The sequence below is a fragment of the Nocardioides palaemonis genome (assembly GCF_018275325.1).
Taxonomy (GTDB): Bacteria; Actinomycetota; Actinomycetes; order Propionibacteriales; family Nocardioidaceae; genus Nocardioides; species Nocardioides palaemonis.
Map to the genome: position 1 here is coordinate 1720558 of NZ_JAGVQR010000001.1, position 25543 is coordinate 1746100.

Annotated in this window: 26 protein-coding genes; 15 read left to right on the forward strand and 11 right to left on the reverse strand. The window is 71.2% G+C overall.

What is annotated here, in order from left to right:
* From KDN32_RS08445 to KDN32_RS08460, 4 genes are read left to right on the forward strand one after another with little or no spacing between them, the layout of a single operon-like run.
* Window positions 1-1215 (forward strand): phosphoglycerate kinase, encoded by a 1215-nt coding sequence (locus tag KDN32_RS08445; protein WP_211731568.1) that lies wholly within the window; start codon window positions 1-3, stop codon window positions 1213-1215.
* Between the two features lie 39 nt (window positions 1216-1254).
* Entirely contained in the window at window positions 1255-2025 is a 771-nt protein-coding gene (gene tpiA / locus KDN32_RS08450) for a triose-phosphate isomerase (protein ID WP_211732444.1), read from the forward strand.
* A gap of 44 nt (window positions 2026-2069) precedes the next feature.
* Window positions 2070-2309, forward strand: coding sequence for a preprotein translocase subunit SecG (gene secG, locus KDN32_RS08455; protein ID WP_211731569.1), 240 nt, complete (start codon window positions 2070-2072; stop codon window positions 2307-2309).
* 35 nt (window positions 2310-2344) lie between these two features.
* A complete protein-coding gene (locus KDN32_RS08460) occupies window positions 2345-2707 on the forward strand; it encodes an RNA polymerase-binding protein RbpA (RefSeq protein ID WP_210437648.1) in 363 nt (120 codons plus the stop codon).
* Between the two features lie 216 nt (window positions 2708-2923).
* On the opposite strand, the gene KDN32_RS08465 is transcribed toward KDN32_RS08460, so the two are convergent.
* From KDN32_RS08465 to tkt, 7 genes are all read right to left on the reverse strand, one after another.
* Entirely contained in the window at window positions 2924-3892 is a 969-nt protein-coding gene (locus tag KDN32_RS08465; protein WP_211731570.1) for a putative endonuclease domain-containing protein, read from the reverse strand.
* A gap of 256 nt (window positions 3893-4148) precedes the next feature.
* A complete protein-coding gene (gene pgl, locus KDN32_RS08470; protein WP_211731571.1) occupies window positions 4149-4877 on the reverse strand; it encodes a 6-phosphogluconolactonase in 729 nt (242 codons plus the stop codon).
* Window positions 4874-5791, reverse strand: coding sequence for a glucose-6-phosphate dehydrogenase assembly protein OpcA (locus tag KDN32_RS08475; protein ID WP_211731572.1), 918 nt, complete (start codon window positions 5789-5791; stop codon window positions 4874-4876). The genes pgl and KDN32_RS08475 overlap by 4 nt, the downstream gene beginning before the upstream one ends.
* Before the next feature lie 25 nt (window positions 5792-5816).
* Window positions 5817-7343, reverse strand: a complete 1527-nt coding sequence (gene zwf / locus KDN32_RS08480) for a glucose-6-phosphate dehydrogenase (RefSeq protein ID WP_211731573.1) — start codon at window positions 7341-7343, stop codon at window positions 5817-5819.
* Window positions 7340-8998, reverse strand: a complete 1659-nt coding sequence (gene pgi, locus KDN32_RS08485; RefSeq protein ID WP_211731574.1) for a glucose-6-phosphate isomerase — start codon at window positions 8996-8998, stop codon at window positions 7340-7342. Before pgi ends, zwf begins: the two co-directional genes overlap by 4 nt.
* On the reverse strand, window positions 8995-10110 hold the full coding sequence (tal, locus tag KDN32_RS08490) for a transaldolase (protein ID WP_211731575.1): 1116 nt from the start codon (window positions 10108-10110) through the stop codon (window positions 8995-8997). The genes pgi and tal overlap by 4 nt, the downstream gene beginning before the upstream one ends.
* 39 nt (window positions 10111-10149) lie before the next feature.
* Window positions 10150-12264 carry a transketolase gene (tkt, locus tag KDN32_RS08495; RefSeq protein WP_211731576.1) on the reverse strand — a complete coding sequence of 705 codons (2115 nt, stop codon included), beginning with the start codon at window positions 12262-12264 and terminating at the stop codon, window positions 10150-10152.
* Window positions 12265-12479: 215 nt separating this feature from the next.
* Between tkt and KDN32_RS08500 the strand changes: the two genes are divergently transcribed.
* From KDN32_RS08500 to KDN32_RS08510, 3 genes are all read left to right on the forward strand, one after another.
* A complete protein-coding gene (locus KDN32_RS08500; protein ID WP_211731577.1) occupies window positions 12480-13448 on the forward strand; it encodes a heme o synthase in 969 nt (322 codons plus the stop codon).
* Between the two features lie 157 nt (window positions 13449-13605).
* The gene (locus KDN32_RS08505) at window positions 13606-14598 is read left to right on the forward strand and encodes a hypothetical protein (RefSeq protein ID WP_211731578.1); all 993 of its coding nucleotides are present in this window, start codon (window positions 13606-13608) and stop codon (window positions 14596-14598) included.
* A 5-nt stretch (window positions 14599-14603) separates the two neighbouring features.
* On the forward strand, window positions 14604-15116 hold the full coding sequence (locus KDN32_RS08510; protein WP_211731579.1) for a class F sortase: 513 nt from the start codon (window positions 14604-14606) through the stop codon (window positions 15114-15116).
* A 10-nt stretch (window positions 15117-15126) separates the two neighbouring features.
* Here the strand turns inward: KDN32_RS08510 and KDN32_RS08515 are convergent, their stop codons facing one another.
* The 4 genes from KDN32_RS08515 to KDN32_RS08530 form a co-directional block, all read right to left on the reverse strand.
* A complete protein-coding gene (locus tag KDN32_RS08515) occupies window positions 15127-16053 on the reverse strand; it encodes a COX15/CtaA family protein (RefSeq protein WP_249216386.1) in 927 nt (308 codons plus the stop codon).
* Window positions 16053-16832, reverse strand: a complete 780-nt coding sequence (locus KDN32_RS08520) for an ABC transporter permease (RefSeq protein ID WP_307853857.1) — start codon at window positions 16830-16832, stop codon at window positions 16053-16055. Before KDN32_RS08520 ends, KDN32_RS08515 begins: the two co-directional genes overlap by 1 nt.
* Window positions 16829-17767, reverse strand: coding sequence for an ABC transporter ATP-binding protein (locus KDN32_RS08525; RefSeq protein WP_307853858.1), 939 nt, complete (start codon window positions 17765-17767; stop codon window positions 16829-16831). The genes KDN32_RS08520 and KDN32_RS08525 overlap by 4 nt, the downstream gene beginning before the upstream one ends.
* Window positions 17768-17830: 63 nt before the next feature.
* Window positions 17831-18583, reverse strand: a complete 753-nt coding sequence (locus KDN32_RS08530; RefSeq protein WP_211731581.1) for a laminin G domain-containing protein — start codon at window positions 18581-18583, stop codon at window positions 17831-17833.
* A 196-nt stretch (window positions 18584-18779) separates the two neighbouring features.
* On the opposite strand from KDN32_RS08530, the gene KDN32_RS08535 reads away from it, so the two are divergent.
* From KDN32_RS08535 to KDN32_RS08570, 8 genes are all read left to right on the forward strand, one after another.
* Window positions 18780-19478, forward strand: coding sequence for a helix-turn-helix transcriptional regulator (locus KDN32_RS08535; RefSeq protein ID WP_211731582.1), 699 nt, complete (start codon window positions 18780-18782; stop codon window positions 19476-19478).
* The gene (gene sufB / locus KDN32_RS08540) at window positions 19475-20893 is read left to right on the forward strand and encodes a Fe-S cluster assembly protein SufB (RefSeq protein WP_211731583.1); all 1419 of its coding nucleotides are present in this window, start codon (window positions 19475-19477) and stop codon (window positions 20891-20893) included. Before KDN32_RS08535 ends, sufB begins: the two co-directional genes overlap by 4 nt.
* Window positions 20894-20976: 83 nt before the next feature.
* Window positions 20977-22164, forward strand: coding sequence for a Fe-S cluster assembly protein SufD (sufD, locus tag KDN32_RS08545; protein WP_211731584.1), 1188 nt, complete (start codon window positions 20977-20979; stop codon window positions 22162-22164).
* The gene (locus KDN32_RS08550; protein ID WP_211731585.1) at window positions 22161-22508 is read left to right on the forward strand and encodes a non-heme iron oxygenase ferredoxin subunit; all 348 of its coding nucleotides are present in this window, start codon (window positions 22161-22163) and stop codon (window positions 22506-22508) included. Before sufD ends, KDN32_RS08550 begins: the two co-directional genes overlap by 4 nt.
* Entirely contained in the window at window positions 22505-23263 is a 759-nt protein-coding gene (gene sufC, locus KDN32_RS08555; protein WP_211731586.1) for a Fe-S cluster assembly ATPase SufC, read from the forward strand. Before KDN32_RS08550 ends, sufC begins: the two co-directional genes overlap by 4 nt.
* A 61-nt stretch (window positions 23264-23324) precedes the next feature.
* A complete protein-coding gene (locus KDN32_RS08560) occupies window positions 23325-24560 on the forward strand; it encodes an aminotransferase class V-fold PLP-dependent enzyme (RefSeq protein ID WP_372446497.1) in 1236 nt (411 codons plus the stop codon).
* Window position 24561: 1 nt separating this feature from the next.
* Complete coding sequence (sufU, locus tag KDN32_RS08565; protein ID WP_211731587.1) at window positions 24562-25017, forward strand: Fe-S cluster assembly sulfur transfer protein SufU; 456 nt, start codon at window positions 24562-24564, stop codon at window positions 25015-25017.
* A complete protein-coding gene (locus KDN32_RS08570; protein WP_211731588.1) occupies window positions 25014-25391 on the forward strand; it encodes a metal-sulfur cluster assembly factor in 378 nt (125 codons plus the stop codon). Before sufU ends, KDN32_RS08570 begins: the two co-directional genes overlap by 4 nt.
* Window positions 25392-25543: the final 152 nt, after the last annotated feature.

A 25543-nucleotide genomic window follows, 5' to 3' on the forward strand; every position in this document is an offset into this window, starting at 1 on the left:
ATGGCCGACCACACTGCAGGCATCGAGTCGCTGGGTGACCTGGCGGGCAAGCGCGTCCTGGTCCGCTCGGACCTGAACGTCCCGCTCGACGGCACCACCATCACCGACGACGGCCGGATCCGCGCCAGCGTCCCGACCATCCGTCGGCTCTCCGAGGCGGGGGCCCGGGTGGTCGTCACCGCCCACCTGGGCCGTCCGAAGGGTGCGCCCGACCCGGCGTACACCCTGCGGCCGGTGGCCGAGCGGCTCTCCGAGCTGCTCGGCCGGCCGGTGGCCTTCGCCACCGACACCGTCGGGGCGAGCGCCTCCGAGACCGTCGCGGGCCTCGCCGACGGCGACGTCGCGCTGCTGGAGAACGTCCGCTTCAACGACGGCGAGACCAGCAAGGACGACGCGGTGCGCGGCTCGTTCGCCGACCAGCTCGCGCAGCTCGCCGACGCCTTCGTCTCCGACGGGTTCGGCGTGGTGCACCGCAAGCAGGCCAGCGTCTACGACGTCGCGCTGCGGCTGCCGTCGGCGATGGGTGGGCTCGTGGCCACCGAGGTCGACGTGCTGCGCCGCCTCACCGAGCACCCCGAGCGGCCCTACGTGGTCGTGCTAGGCGGTTCGAAGGTCTCCGACAAGCTCGGCGTCATCGACAACCTGATCGACAAGGCCGACAAGCTGCTCATCGGCGGCGGCATGGTGTTCACCTTCCTCAAGGCCCAGGGCCACGAGGTCGGCAAGAGCCTGCTCGAGGCCGACCAGCTCGACACCTGCACCCGCTACCTCCGCGAGGCGGAGGACCGCGGCGTGGAGATCCTGCTGCCGACCGACGTCGTCGTCGACACCGAGTTCCCGTCGGGCGACCGCGAGCCGGAGCCGCGGGTCGTCGCGTCGGGGGAGATCCCCGCCGACGCGCTGGGCCTCGACATCGGGCCCGAGTCGGCCGCGGCCTTCGCCGCGGCGCTGGCCGACGCCCGCACCGTGTTCTGGAACGGCCCGATGGGCGTGTTCGAGGTCGGTGCGTTCGCCGACGGCACCCGCGCCGTCGCCGAGGCGCTCACCGAGGTCGACGGCCTGTCGGTGGTCGGTGGTGGCGACTCCGCCGCCGCCGTCCGCACGCTGGGCTTCGACGAGGCCGCCTTCGGCCACATCTCCACCGGCGGTGGCGCGTCGCTGGAGTTCCTGGAGGGCAAGGAGCTCCCGGGCATCGCCGTACTCGAGAGGGACTGACCCGTGGCCACTTCGTCGAACGCTGGACGCACCCCGCTGATGGCGGGCAACTGGAAGATGAACCTCAACCACCAGGAAGCGGTGGTGCTGGTCCAGAAGCTCGCCTGGACGCTGTCGGACAAGAAGCACGACTTCGGCGCCGTCGAGGTCGTCGTCGTGCCGCCCTTCACCGACCTCCGGTCGGTGCAGACGCTCGTCGACGGCGACCGGCTGTCGTTGGGCTATGGCGCGCAGGACGTCTCGGTGCACGACAGCGGGGCCTACACCGGCGAGATCTCCGCGGGGATGCTCGCCAAGCTCGGCTGCTCCTACGTCGTCGTCGGGCACTCCGAGCGCCGGATGTACCACCAGGAGAGCGACGAGCTGGTCAACGCCAAGGCCCACAAGACGCTGCAGGCCGGCATGACGCCGATCGTGTGCGTCGGTGAGGGCCTCGACGTGCGCCAGGCGGGGGAGCACGTCCCGTTCACGCTCACGCAGGTCGACGGCTCGCTCGACGGCTTCACCGCCGAGCAGGTCGCGGGCCTCGTGGTGGCCTACGAGCCGGTGTGGGCGATCGGCACCGGTGAGGTCGCCACCCCGGACGACGCGCAGGAGGTCTGCGCGGCGATCCGCGAGCGGGTGCGCGAGGTGCACGGCGACGCGGCCGCCGACGGCCTGCGGATCCTCTACGGCGGCTCGGTGAAGGCGGCCAACGTGGCCGGCATCATGGAGAAGCCGGACGTCGACGGATGCCTCGTCGGCGGTGCCAGCCTGCAGGTCGAGGAGTTCGGCGGCATCTGCCGCTTCCGCGACATGCCGGTGCTGTGAGGCCGCTCACCGGTCCCCCCAGGTCGTGACGTAGGCTTCGCATCGTGATTCTGCTCTTCACCATCCTGCTCGTTGCGACGAGCGCGATCATGATCCTGCTGGTGCTCCTCCACAAGGGGCGCGGCGGCGGCCTGTCCGACATGTTCGGCGGCGGCGTCACCAGCAGCCTGGGGGGATCGTCGGTGGCCGAGCGCAACCTCGACCGGTTCACGATCGGGACCGGCATCATCTGGTTTGCCTGCATCATCGCCCTGGGCCTGCTCAAGGCCTACCAGGGCAACTGAACAAACCCCCTGTGAAGTGAGCCGAAGGAGTCCTCGTGGCCGGTGGTGGTGGAAACGCGATCCGCGGTAGTCGGGTCGGAGCGGGGCCGATGGGTGAGGCCGAGCGCGGCGAGGCCGCGCCCCGGCAGACGGTCACCTACTTCTGCAGTCATGACCACCGCTCGGTGGTGACCTTCGCGATCGAGGCCGCCGTGCCGGAGTCGTGGGACTGCCCCAAGTGCGGCCTGCCGGCCAGCCTCGACAGCGAGAACCCGCCGCCGGCGCCGAAGATCGAGCCCTACAAGACGCACCTCGCCTACGTGAAGGAGCGTCGCAGCGAGACCGAGGCGGCCGACATCCTCGACGAGGCCGTCGCGCTGCTGCGCAGCCGTCGCAAGGCCGGCGAGATCATCTTCTGACCCGCCGAGTCGGCGCGAGTGTCACGCGGGCGCGCGCCGAGTCGGCGCGAGTGTCACGCAGGCACGCGTCGAGTCGGCGTGAATGTCACGCGGGCGCGCGCCGAGTTGGCGTGAATGTCACGCAGGCACGCGTCGAGTCGGCGTGAATGTCACGCGGGCGCGCGCCGAGTCGGCGCGAGTGTCACGCGGGCACACGTCGAGTCGGCGTGAATGTGCTCAGCTGGCGAGCCCTTGCCGCCGCCGGTCGCGTGCCCGACGGAAGCCGGCCTGGATGATGGTGTCGAGGTTGGCCTTGTGACCGTAGACGTCGGCGGTCCACACGGGTGTGATCTCCCAGCCGGCGTCCCGGTCGAGCCACTCGAACCGGGACGCGTCGTCGGCCTCGTTCTCCTCGCCGGTGTGCCATTCACGGCCCTGGAACTCGACTCCGAATCGGGCTGCCTCGTTGCCGACGTCGATGAAGGCCAGCTTGCTGCCGGACCGCACCTCGACCTGCGGCTCGGGCGGCGGCACGAGCAGTTGCTTCCACCGCCATCGGACGACGGTCTCACCACCGGACTGTGACCTTCCGTCGGTGTGCGGCGCGACCAGGCGCAACGTCCTCACCCAGCGCATGCCGGCGAACTGGTCGATCGAGTCGATCAGCTCCTCGACCGTGAACGCGCCGAGCCGGTGCAGGGCATCGAGCGCGGTCAGCGCTGGCTCGGGCCAGCGCTGTCGACCGAGGTCGAGAGCGGTCCGGAGCGGCGTGGTCATGCGCACGCCGGCCACCTCGATCAGGTCGTCGGGTCGGAACGTACGCTCACCGCTGTCGGACAGATCATTGCGGAGCCGCCCTCGTCCGGCGGGCAGGTACATCGAGATCGGCAGGGCGTTCAGGTGCTCGTTGGGCAGGAGGAGCATGTTCGCGCCCTGCGCCCACCCCGCGTGCCGGTCGACCAGTACCGCGTCGTCCGGGACCACCAGCCGCAGGCACGCAAGACGGGACGCGGTGTCGTCCACCACCTGGGCTGGCAGGAAGCAGCCGCGGATCGGGTGGCGCAGGAGCCCAGCTTCCGTCAGCGCGGACACCCAGTGCCGCGGCACGCCCGCGGTCCTCGCCATGGTCGACGTGAATGGCGCGTCGAGTGCCAAAGGAAAGGTGTCGTCGAGAAAGGGCATCTCGAGCCAGGCGTGCAGCTGCATGATCGACGTCTTCCCGTCGATCGACAGCAGCAGTCATGCGGTTCTCGGGCCTGTGGATACGCAGCGACCGACGTGGCGCTCCCGCCGGCTGGGCGCCATCTGAGAACACGTTCGCGCCGACTCGGCGGGGCACGCAGTGACACTCGCGCCGACTCGGCGGCGCACGCCGTGACACTCGCGCCGACTCGGCGGCGCACGCTGTGACACTCGCGCCGACTCGGCGACGCACGCCGTGACACTCGCGCCGACTCGGCGGTCAGAGGGCGGAGGCGGCGTCCTCGTCCAGCCACCAGACGGTCTCGTCGCCGCGGACGCCGCGGGCGGGGGTCTCCTCGAGCGAGCCCTCGTCGGCGAGCGCGCGGGCGACGGCCTCGGCCTTGCCCTCGCCGCTCGCGATGAACCAGACGGCGCGGCAGCGCTCCATCGCCTCGAAGGTGAGGGTGACCCGGTCGGGCGGTGGCTTGGGGGAGTCGTGCACGGCGACCGCGATCGCGTCGGTGGCGTGCAGCGCGGGGTGGCCGGGGAAGAGCGAGGCGCAGTGGCCGTCGGGGCCGACGCCGAGCAACAGCACCTCGAAGAAGCCGGCGCCGTGCTCGCGGATCGCGGAGGAGTACGCCTCCGCGGCCTCCTCGGCGGTCGCGACCTCGTCGCTGGCCGGCACCTCGTGGACGTGGGCCGGGTCGACGCCGACGTGGTCGAGCAGCGCCTCGCGCGCCTGGCGGGCGTTGCGGTCGGGCGAGGCGGCCTCGACGAAGCGCTCGTCGCCCCACCAGAAGACCACGCGCGACCAGTCGACGGAGGAGTCGGCGGCGCGGCGGGCGAGCTCGCGGTGGAGCGCGTCGGCGATCGTCCCGCCGGTCAGCCCGACCTGCGGCACCTCGCCGCGCGCCTGCGCGGCCTCGAGCCGGTCGAGGAGCGCCGAGGCGACGTCGCCCACGAGCAGGTCGGCGTCGTCGTGGCGGCGGACCTCCACGTCCCCGCTCACTTCTTCGCCCCGTCGTGCAGGCGGACCAGCTTGGCGGCGGTCGCGGCGTAGGTGTCGTCCTCGTCGAGGCGACGCAGCTCCTCGGAGAGCAGGGCCGGGACCTCGCGCCGCTTGAGCGCGACCGGGCGGTCGGGCCGGTTCGGCGAGGTGAACGTGGCCAGCCGGCCGTCGTTGCGGGCGATGCGGATCGGCCCCTCCTTGGTCTCGAGGGTGACCTCGGTGATGCCCGGCCCCGCGGACGTGCCGCGGTCGACGACGACCTTCAGCCGGTCGCACAGCCAGGCGACCAACAGGTCGGCGCTCGGGCTGATCTTCTCGGCGGTGACCTTCGCGTGGGTGACCTTGAGCGGGTGCTGGTCGAGCGCGGCCGCCAGCAGCGCGCGCCACGGCGTGAGACGGGTCCAGGCGAGGTCGGTGTTGCCGGGGGCGTAGGAGCGGCACTGGTTGAGCATCGCGGTCGACTTGCCGCGGGAGACGGCGGCGGCGTCGGTGATCCGGCGCTGCGCCAGCGCTCCCAGCGGGTCGCCGGCCGGGTCGTGCGGGGCCTGGGTCGGCCACCAGATCGCGACCGGCGAGTCGGGGAGCAGGAGCGGGAGCACGACGGACTCGGCGTGCTTGACCACCTCGCCCTTGAGCCGGATGAGGGCGGTCTCGCCGCCCCACCCGTCGCCGCTGCCGACCTGTGCGTTGACGTGGGCGCTGCCGCGGGCGTCGCCGAGGATCACGCCGAGGACGCGGGAGGGGTGCTCGCGCGAGGCGCGCTTGGCGGCCTGCATCGCCTCGGCGGCGTCGTCCTCGGGGGCGACGATGACCAGGGTCATCACCATGCCCATCGCCGGGCTGCCCGCGCGGGTGCGGGCACGCACGAACTCCGCGGCGATCTTGGCCGACGTGGTGTCGGTGAGCTCGATCATCGGAGGGCTCCTTCGCGGGTGGTCGTCATGGCCGCCTCCACGTGCGGCCCTCGCGGGCGAGCATCGCGTCGGCGGAGGCGGGGCCCCAGGTGCCGGAGTCGTACGCCTCGGGCGTGCCCTTGCGCGCCCAGTAGTCGAGGACCGGGTCGAGGATCTTCCACGACAGCTCGACCTCCTCGTGGCGCGGGAAGAGCGGCGGGTCGCCGAGCAGCACGTCGAGGATCAGCCGCTCGTAGGCCTCGGCGCTCGCCTCGGTGAAGGAGCCGCCGTAGGCGAAGTCCATGTTGACGTCGCGGATCTCCATCGCGGTGCCCGGCACCTTCGACCCGAACCGCATCGTCATGCCCTCGTCGGGCTGCACGCGGATGACGAGGGCGTTGTGGGTGAGGTCCTCGGTGGCGGTCTGGGTGAACGGCAGGTGCGGGGCGCGCTTGAACACGACCGCGACCTCCGTCACCCGGCGACCGAGGCGCTTGCCGGTGCGGAGGTAGAACGGCACGCCCGCCCAGCGACGCGTCTCGACGTTGACGGTGATCGCCGCGAACGTCTCGGTGGTGGAGGTGGCCTTGATGCCCTCCTCCTCGAGGAAGCCGTTGACCTTCTCGCCGCCGGCCCAGCCGGGGGCGTACTGGCCGCGCGCGGTCGTCAGGTCGAGGCGCGCCGGCAGCTGGGCGGAGGCGAGCACCTTCTGCTTCTCGATCCGCAGGCTCTCGGCGTCGAAGGCGATCGGCTCCTCCATCGCGACCAGCGCCATCAGCTGGAGGAGGTGGTTCTGGATGACGTCGCGGGCGGCGCCGATGCCGTCGTAGTAGCCGGCGCGGCCACCGATGCCGATGTCCTCGGCCATCGTGATCTGCACGTGGTCGACGTAGTTGGCGTTCCAGATCGGCTCGAACATGTTGTTGGCGAAGCGCATCGCCAGGATGTTCTGGACCGTCTCCTTGCCGAGGTAGTGGTCGATGCGGAAGATCGACCCGGACGGGAACACCTCGCCCAGGATGTCGTTGAGCTCGCGCGCCGACTCGAGGTCGTGGCCGAACGGCTTCTCGACGACCACGCGCCGCCACTGGTCGGGGCGGTGGTCGGTGAGCCCGTGCTCCTTGAGCTGGCCGACGACGTTGCCGAAGAAGCCGGGCGGGATGGCGAGGTAGAACGCCATGTTGCCGCCGGTGCCGCGCAGCTGGTCGAGCTCCTCGATGGTGCGGCGCAGCTGGTCGAAGGCGACGTCGTCGTCGAAGTCGCCGGGGACGAAGCGGAACCCCTCGGAGAGCTGGTTCCAGACCTCCTCGCGGAACGGTGTGCGGGCGTGCTCGCGGACCGCGTCGTGGACGATCTGGGCGAAGTCCTGGTCGGCCCAGTCGCGGCGGGCGAAGCCGACGAGGCTGAAGCCGGGTGGCAGCAGGCCGCGGTTCGCGAGGTCGTAGATCGCCGGCATGATCTTCTTGCGCGACAGGTCGCCGGTGACGCCGAAGAGCACCATGCCGCACGGGCCGGCGATGCGGGGGAGCCTGCGGTCCTCGGGGTCGCGGAGCGGGTTGGTGTAGGTCGTCATCGGCTGCGGTGCTCCCGGTAGTAGGCGATGAGGGATCTCGTGGCGCGGTCCTGCTCCTCGAGCGCCGAGGCGTCGCCGGCGATTGCGGGCGTGACCTGCTGGGCGAGCTGCTTGCCGAGCTCGACACCCCACTGGTCGAAGCTGTCGATGCCCCACACGGCGCCCTGGACGAAGGTGGTGTGCTCGTAGAGCGCGACCAGCTGGCCGAGGACCGACGGCGTCAGCGCCGGCGCCATGACCGACAGGGTGGGCCGGTTGCCGGGGAAGGTACGGGCGCTGACCAGCGCCTCGTCGACGCCCTCCGCGCGCACCTCGTCGGCGGTCTTGCCGAAGGCGAGGGCCCTGGTCTGGGCGAGGAAGTTGGCCAGGAAGAGCTCGTGGACGTCCGTGTCCCCGTCGGTGAGCGGGTACGCCGGCTGGGCGAACGCGATGAAGTCGGCCGGGACCAGCCGGGTCCCCTGGTGGATCAGCTGGTAGAAGGCGTGCTGGCCGTTGGTGCCGGGCTCGCCCCAGAACACCTCGCCGGTCTCGGTCGTGACCGGCGTGCCGTCCCACCGCACGCCCTTGCCGTTCGACTCCATCGTCAGCTGCTGGAGGTAGGCCGGGAAGCGGTGCAGCTGCTGGGCGTAGGGGAGGACCGCGTGGGTCTGCGCGCCGAGGAACGTGGCGTACCAGACGTTGAGCATCCCGAGCACCAGCGGCACGTTGGACGCCGGCTCGGCCGTGCGGAAGTGCTCGTCCATGGCGTGGAAGCCTGCGAGCATCTCGGCGAACCGTTCGGGCCCGATCGCCACCACGAGGGAGAGGCCGATCGCGGAGTCCATCGAGTAGCGGCCGCCCACCCAGTCCCAGAAGCCGAAGGCGTTGGCGGGGTCGATGCCGAAGTCGGCGACCTTGTCGAGCGCGGTCGACACCGCGACGAAGTGCTGCGCAACGGCGGCGTCGCGGTCGGTGCCTTCGGGCAGGTGGTCGAGCAGCCACGACCGGCACAGCCGGGCGTTGGTCAGGGTCTCCAGCGTGCCGAAGGTCTTGCTCGAGACGATGAAGAGGGTCGTCTCGGGGTCGAGCCCCTCGAGCGACTGCGCGGCGTCGGTCGGGTCGATGTTGCTGATGAACCGGCAGGTCAGCCCGGCCTGGCGGTAGGGGGCGAGGGCCTCGTAGGCCATCACCGGTCCGAGGTCGGAGCCGCCGATACCGATGTTGACCACCGTCTCGATCCGCCGGCCGGTGACGCCGGTCCACTCGCCGGAGCGGACCTTCCCCGCGAAGGCGTAGACGCGCTCGAGCACCTCGTGCACGTCGTGCACCACGTCCTGCCCGTCGACCTCGAGCGTCGCATCAGCGGGCAGCCGCAGGGCGGTGTGGAGCACCGCGCGGTCCTCGGTGGGGTTGACGTGCTCGCCGGCGAACATCGCGTCGCGGCGCTCCCGCACGCGGGTCTGCTCCGCGAGCGCGAGGAGGTGGTCGAGCAGGTCGCCGTGCAGGAAGGTGCGTGACAGGTCGACGTGCAGGTCGCCTGCTCGACGGGCGAGCGACTCCACGCGATCGGGATCAGCGTCGAACCAGCCGCGCAGGTCGGGGGCGAAGCCGTCCGCGACTGCGGACAGCTCCGCCCAGGCCGGCGTGGACGTGGGATCCACCGGCCCGACGCTCACGAGCGTGCGGCCTCGAGCGACGCGCCCAGCGTGGTCTGGAGCTCGTCCCAGGCGACGACGAACTTGTCGACGCCCTCCTTCAGGAGCACGTCGATCACGTCGTCGTAGTCGATCCCGGCCTCGGCCAGCGCGGCCATGTGGGCCTCGGCGTCGGCGTAGAACGGGCGGACCCGGTCGCCGCGGACCTCGCCGTGGTCGGCGACTGCGTCGAGGGTGGCCTCGGGCATCGTGTTGACGGTGTTCTCCACGACCAGGTCGACGACGTACATCGTGTCGTCGTAGTCGGGGTTCTTGACGCCCGTCGAGGCCCACAGCGGACGCTGCTTGCGGGCACCCTTGGCCTCCAGTGCCTCCCAGCGGGGACCGGAGAAGAACTCCTCGTACATCTTGAACGCCAGGCGGGCGTTCGCGACGCCGGCCTTGCCCTTGAGCGAGGCGTCGGTGCCGGGGCCCTCGGTGGTCGCGTCGAGGCGCTTGTCGATCTCGGTGTCGACGCGCGATACGAAGAACGAGGCCACGGAGTGGATGTCGGCCAGCTCGTGGCCGTTGTCGGCCGCCTGCTCGAGACCGGCGACGTAGGCCTCCATCACGTTCTTGTACTGCTCGAGGCCGAAGATCAGCGTGACGTTGACCGAGATCCCGGCGGCGATCGTCTCGGTGATCGCCGGCCAACCCTCCTCGGTGCCGGGGATCTTGATCATCACGTTGGGCTCGCCGACGGTCTTGTAGAGCTCGGCGGCCTCGGCGACGGTCTGCTCGGTGTCGTGGGCCAGGCCGGGCGAGACCTCGATCGAGACCCGGCCGTCGACGCCGTCGGTGGCGTCGAAGGTCGGACGCATCACCTTGCACGCCTCGCGGACGTCGTCGGTGGTGATGACGAGGGTGGCGCGGTCGACGTCGGCGCCCTCGGCGGCGAGCTCGCGGACCTGGGCGTCGTAGCGCTCGCCCTTGGCCAGCGCGCTCTGGAAGATCGCGGGGTTGGACGTCACGCCGACGACGTTGCTGTCGCGCACGAGGTCGGCGAGGTTGCCGGTCTCGAGCCGCTCGCGCGACAGGTCGTCGAGCCAGATGGACACCCCGGCGTCGGCCAGGGCCTTGAGACGGTCGTTCATGTCATGCCTCCTGTGATGGGGCTGTTGGGATGCTGAAGGTCAGGCCTGGACGACGGCGACGGTGTCGCGTGCCGCGTCGGCCACGGCCTCGGCGGTGATGCCGAACTCGGCGTAGATCCGGGCGTAGTCCGCTGACGCGCCGTAGTGGTCGATCGAGACGATCCGGCCCTGGTCGCCGACGACCTCGCGCCAGCCCTGCTTGACGCCGGCCTCGACCGAGACGCGGGCCTTGACGGTGGGCGGCAGGACGGTGTCGCGGTAGGACTCGTCCTGCTCGTCGAACCACTCCATGCAGGGCATCGAGACGACGCGCGCGTCGATGCCGTCGGCGGCCAGCAGGGTGCGGGCCTGGACGGCGAGCTGCACCTCGGAGCCGGTGGCGACGAGGATCACGTCGGGCGTGCCCTTCTCGGCGTCGACGAGGACGTACGCCCCGCGCTCGACGCCCTCGGTGCTCTGGAAGCCGTCCTCGCCCCGGGGGAAGACCGGGACGTTCTGGCGGGTCAGCGCGAGCGCCGCGGGACGGTCGGTGTGGCTGAGGATCGCCTGCCAGGCAGCCGCGGTCTCGTTGGCGTCCGCGGGGCGTACGACGTCGAGGCCGGGCATCGCGCGCAGCGCGGCGAGGTGCTCGATCGGCTGGTGGGTCGGGCCGTCCTCGCCGAGGCCGATCGAGTCGTGGGTCCAGACGTAGGTGACCGGCAGCTTGCTGAGCGCCGCCACGCGCACGGAGCCGCGCATGTAGTCGGAGAAGGTGAGGAAGGTGCCGCCGAAGACGCGGGTCAGGCGGTCGGCCGCGATGCCGTTCATGATCGCGCCCATGCCGTGCTCGCGGATGCCGAAGTGGAGCACCCGGCCGGCGTAGGGGTCGGTGCTCCAGTCGCCGACCTCCGCCACGGCGGGGCCGACGGACGGGGCGCTGGTGATCGTGGTGTTGTTGGAGCCGGCGAGGTCGGCGGAGCCGCCCCACAGCTCGGGCAGCACCGGCGCGAGGGCGTTGATCACCTTGCCGGACGCGGAGCGGGTGGCGACGCCCTTCTCGTCGGCGGGGAAGGTCGGGATCGCGTCGGCCAGGTCGGCCGGCATCTCGCGCCGCTTGAGCCGGTGGAGGAGCTCGGCCTGCTCGGGGTGGGCGGAGGACCAGGCGGCGTACGCCTCGTCCCACTCCGCGCCCCACGCGGCGCCCCGCTCGCGCAGGCCGCGGGTGCGCTCGAGGACCGCCGGCGGCACCTCGAAGGTCTGGTCGGCGTCGAAGCCGAGCACCTTCTTGGTCGCGGCGACCTCGTCGGCGCCGAGCGCGCTGCCGTGGGCCGCCTCGGTGCCCTGGGCGTTGGGGGCGGGCCAGGCGATGACGGTGTCGAGCACGATCATCGACGGCTGGTCCGTCACGGTGTGGGCCTTGCGGATCGCGGCGTAGAGGGCGTGGACGTCCTCGACGTACTCCGTGCCGCCGTTGGTCCAGTCGACGGTCTGGACGTGCCAGCCGTAGGCCTCGTAGCGCTTCGCGACGTCCTCGGTGAACGCGATGTCGGTGTCGCCCTCGATCGAGATCCGGTTGCGGTCGTAGATGACGGTGAGGTTGCCGAGCTGCTGGGTGCCGGCGATCGAGCTCGCCTCGGAGCTGACGCCCTCCTGCAGGTCGCCGTCGGAGGCGAGGACGTAGACCTGGTGGTCGAAGAGACCCTCGCCCGGGGCGGCGTCGGCGTCGAGCATGCCGTGGACGCGCCGGCCGGACAGCGCCATGCCGACCGCGTTGCCGACGCCCTGGCCGAGCGGGCCGGTGGTGACCTCGACACCGGCGGTGTGGCCGAGCTCGGGGTGGCCGGGGGTCTTCGAGCCCCAGGTCCGCAGCGCCTTGAGGTCGTCGAGCTCGAGGCCGAAGCCGCCGAGGAAGAGCTGGGTGTAGAGGGTGATGCTCGAGTGGCCGCACGAGAGCACGAAGCGGTCGCGCGCGATCCACTCGGGGTCGGCCGGGTCGTGGCGCATGACCTTCTGGAACAGCAGGTACGCGGCCGGAGCCAGGCTCATCGCGGTGCCGGGGTGGCCGTTGCCGACCTTCTGCACCGAGTCCATCGCCAGCACGCGGGCGGTGTCGACGGCCAAGGCGTCGGTCTCGTCCCACTCGAGGGTGGCGGGCAGGGCGGACTTCTCGGTCAACGCAGTTCCTCTCGTGGGGTGCAGCCTGGGGGCGGCCGGGGGTGCAGCAGGGATCACAGCGCCCGGGGTGGCCTCGACTGCGAGCCTATCGCCGCGGCCGAGTAGACTCGACCCCGCCTGAGGGTGGTGGCGGACGCTGGTCCCGACCGCGCTCCGTCCCCTCCGGTTCCCCGACGTCCGCGTCCCATCCGCTCCCGTTCCCCGAGGTTCCCACCGTGTCCCACGCCGGCCCGCACGCTGCTGCGTCCGACCGGCAGCCGACCGGTGACGACGGCCCGGCGGCCGAGGCCCCGAAGACGTGGCGCGACGTCGTCGCCGCCTACGTCGGGCTCACCAAGCCGCGGGTCATCGAGCTGCTGCTCCTCACCACGGTCCCGGTGATGTTCTTCGCCGAGCGCGGCATCCCGGCGCTCGGACTGGTCGCCGCGACCGTGGTCGGTGGCGCGCTGTCCGCAGGCTCGGCGTCGGCCTACAACTGCGTCTACGACCGCGACATCGACGAGCAGATGCGCCGTACGCGCCGTCGCGCGCTCCCGCGGCACATCGTCTCGCCGGTCTCGGCGCTGGTCTTCGCCACCGTGCTCGCGGTGCTGTCCACCGTGGTGCTGGCGATCTGGGTCAACTACCTCTCGGCGGCGCTGTCGCTGCTGGCGAACGCGTTCTACGTCTTCGTCTACACGATGCTGCTCAAGCGACGCACGACCCAGAACATCGTGTGGGGCGGGCTCGCCGGCTGCTTCCCCGCGCTGATCGGATGGACCGCCGTCACGGGCGAGCTGGCCTGGACCCCCGTCGTGCTGTTCCTGGTGGTGTTCTTCTGGACGCCGCCGCACACGTGGGCGCTGGCGCTGCGCTACCGCGAGGACTACCGCAACGTCGACGTGCCGATGCTCCCGGTGGTCAAGCCGGCCGCCGAGGTGGGTCGTCAGGTCGTGGTCTACAGCTGGGTGATGGTCGCGACCTCCCTGCTGCTCTGGCCGGTCGCCGGCACGAGCCTGGTCTACCCCGTGGCCGCCGCGGTGCTCGGCGCCGTCTTCCTGCTCGAGGCGCACCGGATGTGGACCCGGGCACGCGCCTCGGAGGTGCTGGCGGAGATCAACCCGATGCGCCTGTTCCATGCCTCCAACCTCTACCTCTCGCTGCTCTTCGTCGCAGTCGCGCTCGACCCGCTGCTGGCCCGCTGAACGATTCGCTAGCCCAAACAGTCCGAAACGTCTCGGACTTGAGCATTACTAGAGGAATGCTTGAGATTCCCTGCCGGGTCTTTCCCCGAGGTGTCGCGTTGAATCGTGCGTGAGGGGGCGATCAGCGTCCCCGTTCGTCTTGGGGGTTGTACTCGCCATGCCTGCACAGCACATCGATCTGAGCCGTGGGGGCTCGGTCACCCGGACCGTCGCGCGGACGGTGGCGCTCGCCGTCGCCGTGGGCCTCGCGGTCATCGGCCTCGCCGCGCCGTCGAGCGCGCACCACAACACGATCACCGGCGCCGTCTCCTGCCGCGAGGGAGGGGGCTGGCTCGTCACCTGGCGCGTCGTCAACAGCGAGCAGCGCACCGAGACCGTGACGTCGTCCAACCGCGCGGTCGTCCCGACCGGCACGACCTTCGGTCCCGCCCAGGCGCGGTCCTTCCAGGAGACCGTCACCACCAAGCCCGGCTCGCCGCTCACGCTCACCCTCGGCGCGCGCTGGAGCAACAACGTCACGGCCACCAACTCGGGCAGCATCGCCGTCGCGGCGTTCTCCGACTCCTGCAACGTCACCCGGGTCGACGCCCCGACCATCCCGGTGGTCGACGAGTGCGGTCCGGGCAACGCCCACTACGGCGAGGTCCCGACCGGCCCGTGGACCTCGGTGACCAACCCCGACGGCAGCGTGACCGTGACGGCCCAGCAGGGCCACGTGTTCACCAACGGCCAGACGGTCATCACCTACCCGGCACCCACCGACAGCAACGTCGCCTGCCCGACGCCGCCCACCACCCCGCCGACGACGCCGCCCACCACCACGCCGCCGACCACGCCGCCGACCACCACGCCTCCCGAGGTGCTCCCGGCCGAGGTCCGCACCGTGCGGGCGAAGGCGCGCCACATCGACAAGTGCGGCCGCCGCAGCGACCTGTTCAAGGTCGGCAAGCGCTCCGGCATCACCTACACCGCCAACGGCAAGGTCGTGCGCCAGGGCGTCTGGCTCAAGGCCCGCACCAAGAAGGTCACGATCCGGGCGACCTCGTCCCGGACGGGTGTCGAGCTGCGCGGACGCCAGGTGTGGAAGATCCGCTTCACGGCGAAGTCCTGCTCGCGGGCTCCCGAGGTCGCGCCCGCCACGGGACGGTGACCCCCGTGCGCCGCGCCGTCCTGGCGGTGGCGGCCGCACTGCTCGCGCTCCCGGTCGCCGGCGCGGGGGCGGCGCACGCCGCCCCCGACCGGCTCCGGATCGCCCGCACCGGCACCGATGCCCGGGTGGTGGAGGTGCCCTCGCGCGGCAACACGCTCGCGGTCGGCAACCAGCTGCGCGGGACGGTCTACACCTGGGCCCAGGGCGACCCGCCGTGCGACCCGACCGGCAGCACCGTCTACGCCGGCCACGCGTGGCGCGCCGGCAACGGTGTCGCCGACCGCTGGGGCCGGCTGCGTCGCGGCGACCGGATCAGGGTCGGCGGCTGCCGCTTCGAGGTGACCCGGCGCGAGTTCTGGTCGGCGAAGCGCCGGATGGGCTCGCTCTACTCCGTGTCCGGGCCTCCGCGGATCGTCCTCGTGGCCTGCAAGGCCGACGACTACTCGCGCCGCACCGTCGTGTTCGCCCGCAAGCTCGGTCCGCGCCACGTCGCGGGGGCCCGGGTGGTCGGGCCGTAGCCGATCGTCCCTACGGCAGCCGGGTGGCCGACTCGGCCTGCTGCTCGGCGTCCGGTCGCGCCTCGAGCGCCGCGTGGTGCGGCAGCACCGCGAGCGCCGCGCGGGCGAGTCCCGCGGCGAGCAGGCCGGCGCCGAGCATGTGCAGCGCGACGAGGGCGACGGGCAGGTCCAGCCAGTACTGCACCCACCCGAGGACCCCCTGGAGCACCTCGACCAGCAGCACCAGCGCGGTGACGGTCGCGAGCCACCGGTGACCACCCCGCAGCGCGACCACCAGCAGCGCCACGGTGAGCGCGACGAGCGCGTAGACGGCGTAGGCGTGCAGGTGCGACACGGTGGACGGGGAGAGGCCGTTGCGGGGCGACTCCGTGTCCCCGGCGTGGGGGCCGGCTCCCGTGACGACCGTGCCGAGGTAGAGGACGACCCAGCCCACCGCGAGCGTGGCCCACGCGAGCGCACGCGGCAGCGGCGGGGCGGCGGGCCGGTCGGGGCTGCGCAGCTCGTCGAGCAGCGCCACGCACACCATGATCATCGCCATCGACAGCAGGAAGTGGCCCGAGACGATCCACGGGTTCAGGTCGGTCAGCACCGTGATGCCGCCGATCACCGCCTGCAGCGGGATGCCGAGGCCGACGACGAAGGACAGCCGGGTCGCCCGCCGGTGCCGGGCGCCGAGCGCGGCGAGGAAGCACGCGATCGCGACCGCGGTGAGCGCGAAGGTGAGCATCCGGTTGCCGAACTCGATCGCACCGTGGACGCCCAGCTCGCCGTGCGGGACGTACGAGGAGTCGGTGCAGCGCGGCCAGGTCGGGCAGCCGAGCCCGGAGCCGGTCAGGCGCACCGCGCCGCCGGTCACCACGATGCCGATGTTGGCGAGCAGGTTGGCCACCGCGAGCGGCCAGAGGTACCGGGAGAGCCGGTGGAGCAGGTCAGTCATCATTCCCACTTGAAGGTCCGGGCGGTGAGGAACGTGCCGACGGCGGCCCAGGCGGCCAGCACGAGCAGGGACCGGGCGTCGACCGCGGCGTGCAGCCCGGCCTCCCGCATCGCCTCGCCGAGCGCGGCGGACGGGAGCCAGCCGATGAGCGAGGAGGCGGCACCGTAGGAGCTGGTCGGCAGCACGACGCCGCCGCCGGCCATCAGCAGCAGGTAGACCAGGTTCGCCAGGGCGAGCGTCGCCTCGGCCCGCAGCAGGCCCGCGACGAACAGGCCGAGGGCCGCGAACGCCGCGGTCCCCAGGGCGACGGCGAGGACCAGGGCGATCAGCGAGGTGGCCGGGTGGCCCGGGTCCGGGTCCCACCCGAGCGCCAGCCCGACGACGACGAGCACGACGAGCTGGAGGGCCACGACGCTCAGCAGGGCGAGCACCTTGCCGAGCAGCAGGCCGTGGCGGGGGAGAGGTGACGAGCCGAGGAGCTTGATCACGCCGTAGCGCCGCTCGAAGCCGGTCGCGATGGCGACCGACGTGAACGCCGTCGACATCACGGCCAGCGCGAGCACGCCGGGCGTGAGCACGTCGACCGGCCGGTGGCCGCCGAGGTCGATGCCGATCCGGTCCGCGCCGGCGACGCCGCCGACCAGGACCATCACCGGGATGACCACGGCCAGCAGCAGCTGCTCGCCGTTGCGCAGCATCAGCCGCGCCTCCATGCGCGCCTGGGCGCGCACCATGCGCGCCAGCGGGGCGCCGCCGGGCGCGGGGGTGAACGTGCTCACGGTGCGAGCTCCCGTCCGGTCAGGTCGAGGAAGACGTCCTCCAGGGTGCGCTGGCCGAGGTGCAGCGACTCGGGCAGCACGTCGTGGTCCTCGCACCAGCGGGCGACGTGCCCAAGGGTGGTGGAGTCCGCCGGACCGTGGATGAGCATGCTCACCTCGTCGAGCTGGCGGACCTCGGTCCCCGGGCCGAGGTCGGCGCGCAGGGACTCCGGGGCCCCGTCGGGGAAGGGTCGGTTCACGACCAGGCGGATCGTCGCGGAGCGACCGCCCCGGGTGAGCTCGGCCGGCGTGCCGGTGGCGATCACCCGGCCGTGGTCGATGATGTGGATCCGGTCGGCGAGGCGCTCGGCCTCGTCCATGTGGTGCGTGGTCAGCACGACGGTCACGCCGTCGGCGCGGATCTCCTCCAGCAGCTCCCACGTGGTCCGCCGCGCCTGCGGGTCCATGCCCGCGGTGGGTTCGTCGACGAAGACCAGCTCGGGACGGCCGACGAGCGCGATCGCGAGGCCGAGGCGCTGCTGCTGGCCGCCGGAGAGCCTGCGGTAGGGCGTGCGCCCGCAGTCGGCCAGGCCCAGGCGGTCGCTGAGCAGCTGGGTGTCGAGCGGCCGGGCGTGGAGCGAGGCCATGTGGTCCAGCATCTCGCGCGCCCGGACGCCGCTCCAGGCGCCACCGGACTGCAGCATCACGCCGATCCGGGGGAGCAGGTCGGCGCGGTCGCGCTGCGGGTCGAGGCCGAGCACGCGGACCGTGCCGGACTGCGGCACGCGGTAGCCCTCGCACGTCTCGAGGGTCGTGGTCTTGCCGGCACCGTTGGGGCCGAGGACGGCCGTGATGGAGCCGCGGTCCACGGTGAGGTCGAGGCGGTCGACCGCCACCTTGTCGCCGTACGTCATCACCAGGCCGTCGATCTCGACGGCAGGGGACGCGGATGGCACGCCTCGATTCTAGGTGCGTGCCATCCGCGGCCCGCGCTCGGTCCCCGTCGGCGGGGAGTCGGCTCAGCCCTTGATCAGGTGGACGTAGTCGATGTCGCCGGCGAAGTAGTCGCAGCTGTCGGCCCCGGTGTTGGGGTTGCTCGTGTCGCAGTCGAGCTTCCCGCCGATGGTCCACGGCTTGTTGTTGTCGATGGTGCCGGTGTTCTTGCGGATCCGGTTGCGGAACACCCCGTCGACGTACATCGTCACCTGGGTGGACGTGCGCTCGCACCGCACGACGTGCCACTGCCCGTCGTTGAGCGGGGTCTTCGAGCCGATGGCCGCCTGACCGTTCGGCGACTTGAACATGCAGCTGATGACGCCCTTGGGCTGCTGGAACTTCACCTGCCCGCCAGACGTCTTGGCCTGTCCCTTCTGGATCACGTTGCCGAACTTCACCGTCGAGCGGTAGCGGATCTCGACCGTGAAGTCGCCGGCGCCGGGGTCCAGCGAGGAGTCCGCGGCGTCGGGGACCATGATCAGGTGGTCCGCGCCGTAGTAGATGCCCTCGTCCGGCGAGTGCCGGTCGATGGTCGCGTAGCCGCCCCGCATCCGCACGTGGCTGCCGATCGCGGCATCGTGGCCGAACCCGGAGCTGTCGGCTGCCACCGTGGCTCCGGCGGGCTCGTCCATCTCGAGCGCCAGCGTCGTCGTCGGCGCGAGGCGCGCCGAGGCCGCCGCGCCCACCTGGCCGTTGGCGGTCGGTGCCGCCAGCACGAGACCGCAGAGTGCGGCCCCTGCTCCCAGCGCCGCGAGCGCCGGTCCTGCTCTCCTCATTCCCCGTCTCCCTCCGTGGGTGCGGGCCGGCGGTTCCGTCGGTCCGGGGTCAGTCCACGCCCGGTGCGGATTCCGTTGTGCTGGTGCGCCCGACGTACCCAGAACTGGGGGCGCGAACCGGCAGGGAGAGGCGCGGCACGATGACTTAGGTGACCCTTCCTTGAAGCGCGGAGGGCATTAACGTCACACTGTCGTTGTGGAATTCACCAGGACGGCGGCGCCCCAGGACGGGGACGCGCCCACGCGTGACCGCGTGGCGCGCACGATCCTGGAGAACGGTCCGTCCACGGCGGCCGAGCTGGCTGCCCGGCTGGACCTGACGCCGGCTGCCGTGCGCCGCCACCTCGACCAGCTCGCCGAGGACGGCGTCGTGGAGCCGCGCGACCAGAAGGTCTACGGCACCCGCGGTCGCGGGCGTCCGGCGAAGGTGTTCGCGCTCACCGAGGCGGGCCGCGACAGCTTCGACCAGCAGTACGACGACCTCGCCGCCCAGGCGCTGCGCTTCCTCGCCGAGTCCCAGGGCGAGGACGCCGTGGCCGAGTTCGCCCGACGTCGGGTCGCGTTCGTCGAGCGCGACTACGCCGCCGTGGTGGCGGCCGACCCGGAGCTGTCGCCGGCCGAGGCCCTGGCCCGGGTGTTCAGCCAGCAGGGCTACGCCGCGTCGGTGCGCCACCTGCCGGTCGTGGGGGAGCAGCTGTGCCAGCAGCACTGCCCGGTCTCCCACGTGGCCCACGAGTTCCCCCAGCTCTGCGAGGCCGAGACGGCGGCGATCGGCGCCGTCCTCGGCACCCACGTCCAGCGGCTGGCGACCATCGCCCACGGCGACGGCGTCTGCACGACGTGCATCCCCCAGACCCCCCGGTCCTCGACGACCACCGAGAAGGAGCAGGAATGACCTCCATCGAAGAACTCAACCCCGAGCTCAAGGGCATCGGCAAGTACGAGTTCGGCTGGGCCGACTCCGACGTCGCCGGTGCTGCCGCGACCCGCGGGCTCAACGAGGACGTCGTGCGCGACATCTCCTCCAAGAAGTCCGAGCCGCAGTGGATGCTCGACCTGCGCCTCAAGGGGCTCAAGCTCTTCCACCGCAAGCCGATGCCGACGTGGGGCTCGGACCTCAACGCCATCGACTTCGACAACATCAAGTACTTCGTGCGCTCCTCGGAGAAGCAGGCCCAGTCGTGGGAGGACCTGCCCGAGGACATCAAGAACACCTACGACAAGCTCGGCATCCCGGAGGCGGAGAAGCAGCGCCTCGTCGCCGGCGTCGCCGCGCAGTACGAGTCGGAGGTCGTCTACCACTCGATCCGTGAGGACCTCGAGGAGAAGGGCGTCATCTTCGTCGACACCGACACCGCGCTGAAGGAGCACGAGGACCTCTTCAAGGAGTACTTCGGCACGGTCATCCCGGTCGGTGACAACAAGTTCGCCGCGCTCAACACCTCGGTGTGGTCGGGCGGCTCGTTCATCTACGTCCCCAAGGGCGTCCACGTCGACATCCCGCTGCAGGCCTACTTCCGGATCAACACCGAGAACATGGGCCAGTTCGAGCGGACGCTGATCATCGCGGACGAGGACTCCTACGTGCACTACGTGGAGGGCTGCACCGCCCCGATCTACTCCTCCGACTCGCTGCACTCGGCGGTCGTGGAGATCGTGGTCAAGAAGGGCGCCCGCGTGCGCTACACGACCATCCAGAACTGGTCGAACAACGTCTACAACCTCGTGACCAAGCGCGCCACCTGCGAGGCCGGCGCGACCATGGAGTGGGTCGACGGCAACATCGGCTCCAAGGTGACGATGAAGTACCCCGCCGTCTACCTCATGGGCGAGCACGCCAAGGGCGAGACGCTGTCGATCGCGTTCGCCGGTGAGGGCCAGCACCAGGACGCCGGCGCCAAGATGGTGCACGCCGCGCCCCACACCTCGAGCTCGATCCTGAGCAAGTCCGTGGCCCGTGGCGGTGGCCGCACGTCCTACCGCGGCCTGATCCAGGTCAACGAGGGCGCGCACGGCTCGAAGTCCAACGTGCTGTGCGACGCGCTGCTCGTCGACCAGATCAGCCGCTCCGACACCTACCCCTACGTCGACATCCGCGAGGACGACGTGTCCATGGGTCACGAGGCGAGCGTCTCCAAGGTGTCCGACGACCAGCTCTTCTACCTCATGTCGCGCGGCATGGAGGAGGACGAGGCGATGGCGATGATCGTGCGCGGCTTCGTGGAGCCGATCGCCAAGGAGCTGCCGATGGAGTACGCCCTCGAGCTCAACCGCCTGATCGAGCTGCAGATGGAGGGCGCGGTCGGCTGACCGCCACCCGCCTGCCGTACGACCGCTGGTCGAGGAGGTCGCGCAGCGACCGTCACGAGACCGAGGACAACGAAAGTAGAGCTGTGACCGTCACCACCGAATCCGTCCGCTCCGCCCTGGAGCAGGACCAGATCGAGAGCCACCTCAACCCGGTGGGCTCCTTCGAGGTCGCCGACCACCCCGTGCCCACCGGGCGCGAGGAGATCTGGCGCTTCACACCGCTGAAGCGGCTGCGCGGCCTGCACGCCGACGCCGGCCTCGAGGGCCGTACGTCGAAGCTCAGCTGGAACCAGCCCGAGGGCGTGTCCGTCACCGCCGTGACCGGCGACGAGGCGCGCGCGCTGCGCGGGATCAGCGGCCTGGTGCCCAACACCCGGTTCGCCGCCCGCGTCCTCGACGAGGTCCCCGCGACCGTGCTGGTCGACGTCCCGGCCGACACCGAGGTCAGCGAGCCGCTGGTCCTCGACGTCGAGGGGCTCAGTGCGGACGAGACGTCCGGCGGGCACCTGACCTTCCGCTTCGGCGCCCACAGCAAGGCCGTCGTGGTCGTCAACCACACCGGCTCGGCCTCGGTCGCTGCGGTCGTCGAGATCGTCGTCGGCGACGGCGCCGACGTCACCGTGGTCTCGATCCAGGACTGGGCCGACGACGCCGTCCACCTCGCCCACCACCAGGCGCTGGTCGGTCGCGACGCGAGCTACAAGCACGCGGCGATCTCCTTCGGCGGTGACGTCGTGCGGATGGACGCCAACGTGACCTACGCCGGTCCCGGCGGCTCCGCGGAGCTGCTCGGCCTCTACTTCGCCGACGAGGGCCAGCACATCGAGCACCGACTCTTCGCGGACCACAACGCCCCCCACACCCGGAGCAACGTGGTCTACAAGGGCGCGCTGCAGGGCGACGGTGCCCACACGGTCTGGATCGGCAACGTGCTGATCCGCAAGGTCGCCGAGGGCATCGAGACCTACGAGGAGAACCGCAACCTCGTCCTCACCGACGGCTGCCGCGCCGACTCGGTCCCCAACCTCGAGATCGAGACCGGCGAGATCGAGGGCGCCGGCCACGCCTCCACCACGGCGCGCTTCGACGACGAGCAGCTGTTCTACCTGCAGTCGCGCGGCGTCTCCGAGGCCGAGGCCCAGCGCCTGGTCGTGCACGGCTTCTTCAACGACCTGATCCGCAAGGTCGGTGTGCCGTCCATCGAGGACCGGCTGCTCACCACGGTCGAGGCCGAGCTCGCCAAGAACGTGCTGAAGGAGCTCGCGCAGTGAGCTTCGAGCGCGCCTGCACGCTGGACGAGGTGCCCGCCGACCAGGCGCTGGCGGTCACCCTCGGTCGCTTCGACGTCGCGGTCGCCCGCGACGGCGACGAGGTCTTCGCCATCGAGAACACCTGCAGCCACGCCGAGGTCGCCCTCAGCGAGGGCGAGGTCGAGCGCACCGACGGCGGCTGCCAGATCGAGTGCTGGCTGCACGGCTCGATGTTCGACCTGCGCACCGGCAAGCCCACCAACCTCCCGGCGACCGAGCCGGTCGCCACCTTCCCGGTCGACGTACGCGACGGCGTCGTCTACGTCGACACCGAGACCACCCTGAACGGAGTCACCCCCGCATGAGCAAGCTCGTCATCACCGACCTCCACGTGACCGTCGACACCGAGGACGGCCCCAAGGAGATCCTCAAGGGCGTCACCCTCACCATCAACGAGGGAGAGACCCACGCCATCATGGGCCCCAACGGCTCCGGCAAGTCGACCCTGGCGTACTCCATCGCCGGCCACCCGAAGTACACGATCACCGGTGGCACCGTGACCCTCGACGGCCAGGACGTGCTGTCGATGTCGGTCGACGAGCGGGCGCGTGCCGGCATGTTCCTCGCCATGCAGTACCCGGTCGAGGTCCCGGGCGTCTCGGTCGCCAACTTCCTGCGCACCGCCAAGACCGCCATCGACGGCGAGGCCCCCAAGCTGCGCACGTGGGTCAAGGACGTCAACGGCGCCCTCGAGCGGCTCAACCTCGACTCGACCTTCTCCCAGCGCTCGGTCAACGAGGGCTTCTCCGGTGGCGAGAAGAAGCGCCACGAGATCGCCCAGCTCGAGCTGCTCGACCCCAAGGTCGCGATCCTCGACGAGACCGACTCGGGCCTCGACATCGACGCGCTCAAGATCGTGTCCGAGGGCGTCAACCGGTTCCGTGGGAAGGACGGCAAGGGTGTCCTGCTGATCACCCACTACACCCGCATCCTGCGCTACATCGAGCCCGACGTCGTCCACGTCTTCGTCGACGGCAAGGTCGCCGCGTCCGGCGGCAAGGAGCTCGCCGAGCAGCTCGAGGCCGAGGGCTACGACAAGTACGTGAAGGCCAACGCCTGAGGTCTCGAGGCTCGCTGCGCTCGCACCTCGACCACCGACGGCTGACCGGAAAGGACTGACGATGGAGGGACTGCTCCCGGATCTCGACGTGATCCGCAAGGACTTCCCGATCCTCGAGCGCACGCTCGCGGGCGGGCAGCCGCTGGTCTACCTCGACAGCGCGAACACCTCGCAGAAGCCGCAGGTGGTCATCGACACGATGGTCGACCACCTCGAGCGCCACAACGCCAACATCGCCCGCGCCATGCACCAGCTGGGCGCGGAGTCGACGGAGGCCTACGAGGGTGCGCGCGACAAGGTGGCCGCGTTCCTCCACGCCCGTTCGCGCGACGAGGTGGTGTTCACCAAGAACGCCACCGAGGCGCTCAACCTGCTCGCCCGCACGATCGAGCTCGGCCCCGGCGACAACGTCGTCATCACCGAGATGGAGCACCACTCCAACATCGTGTCGTGGCAGCTGGCGTGCGAGCGCTCGGGCGCCGAGCTGCGCTGGTTCGGGCTCACCGACGACGGTCACCTCGACCTGTCCGACGCCGACCGGCTGGTCGACGAGCACACCAAGGTCGTCGCCTTCACGTGGGTGTCCAACATGCTCGGCACGATCAACCCGGTCGCCGACCTGGTCGCCCGTGCGCGGGCGGTCGGCGCGGTGTCGGTCGTCGACGCCTCGCAGGCGGCGCCCCAGCTGCCGGTCGACGTCCAGGAGGTCGACTGCGACTTCCTCGTCTTCACCGGCCACAAGGTGTGCGGGCCAACCGGCATCGGCGTGCTGTGGGGCCGTGAGGAGCTGCTCAACGCGCTGCCGCCGTTCCACGGCGGCGGCGAGATGATCGAGACGGTCACCATGGCCCGCTCGACCTACGCCCGCTCGCCGCACCGCTTCGAGGCGGGCACGCCGCCGATCGTCGAGGCCGTGGGTCTCGGCGCGGCGGTCGACTACCTCGGCCACGTCGGGCTGGACGCGATCCACCGCCACGAGCAGGCGATCACGGCGTACGCCCTCGAGGGCCTGCAGTCGGTTCCGGGCCTGACCGTGCTCGGCCCGCTCGACGCCACGCAGCGTGGCGGCGCGATCTCGTTCGAGCTCGACGGCGTGCACCCGCACGACATCGCCCAGGTGCTCGACTCGCGCGGCGTGGCCGTGCGCGCCGGGCACCACTGCGCCAAGCCCGCCCACGCCCGCTTCGGCGTGCAGGCCTCGACGCGGATGTCGTCGTACCTCTACACGACGCCGGCCGAGATCGACGCGCTGGTCGAGTCGCTGCACGCGACCCGCAGCTACTTCAAGGTGGACTGAGATGAGCACCGACCTCGACAGCCTGTACCAGGAGATCATCCTGGACCACTACAAGAACCCGCACCACAAGGGCCTGCGCGACCCGTTCGAGTCCGAGGTGCACCACGTCAACCCGACCTGCGGCGACGAGATCACCCTGCGGGTGCACCTCGCCGACGGGGTCGTCGACGACGTGTCCTACGACAGCGTCGGCTGCTCGATCTCCCAGGCCTCGGCGTCGGTGATGACCGACCTGGTGATCGGCAAGCCGCTCGACGAGGCGATGTCGATCCACCAGACCTTCCTCGAGCTCATGCAGGGCAAGGGGCAGGTCGAGCCCGACGAGGACGTCCTCGAGGACGGGATCGCGTTCGCCGGCGTCGCCAAGTTCCCCGCGCGAGTGAAGTGCGCGCTGCTCTCCTGGATGGCGTGGAAGGACGCGACCACCCAGGCCCAGACTGAAGGAGATCCCGCATGAGCGAGTCCCAGACCGACCACTCCGACCTGCCCGAGGTCCCCGAGGCGACCGGTGGCGGCACCGCGACGGTCACCGTCGACGACGTCACCGAGGCGATGAAGGACGTCGTCGACCCCGAGCTCGGGATCAACGTCGTCGACCTCGGCCTGGTCTACGGCGTGCACCTCGACGAGCACAGCAACGCGGTGCTCGACATGACCCTCACCTCGGCGGCGTGCCCGCTGACCGACGTGATCACCGACCAGACCGAGTCGGCCCTCGAGGGCCTGGTGGGCGACGTCGCGATCAACTGGGTCTGGATGCCGCCGTGGGGCCCGGACAAGATCACCGAGGACGGCCGCGAGCAGCTGCGGGCGCTGGGTTTCAACGTCTGAGGCACGTCGCCACGAGCGAAGCGAGTGGCGGCGTGACCCGAAGAGGTTGAGGGAGCCCCACGGGCGAGCGTGCGAGTCCGTGACGGGCGGCTCGAGACCCTCATCCCCCGTCCGGACCTCGGCGACCGTGCCATGACCGATGTCATGTCGAG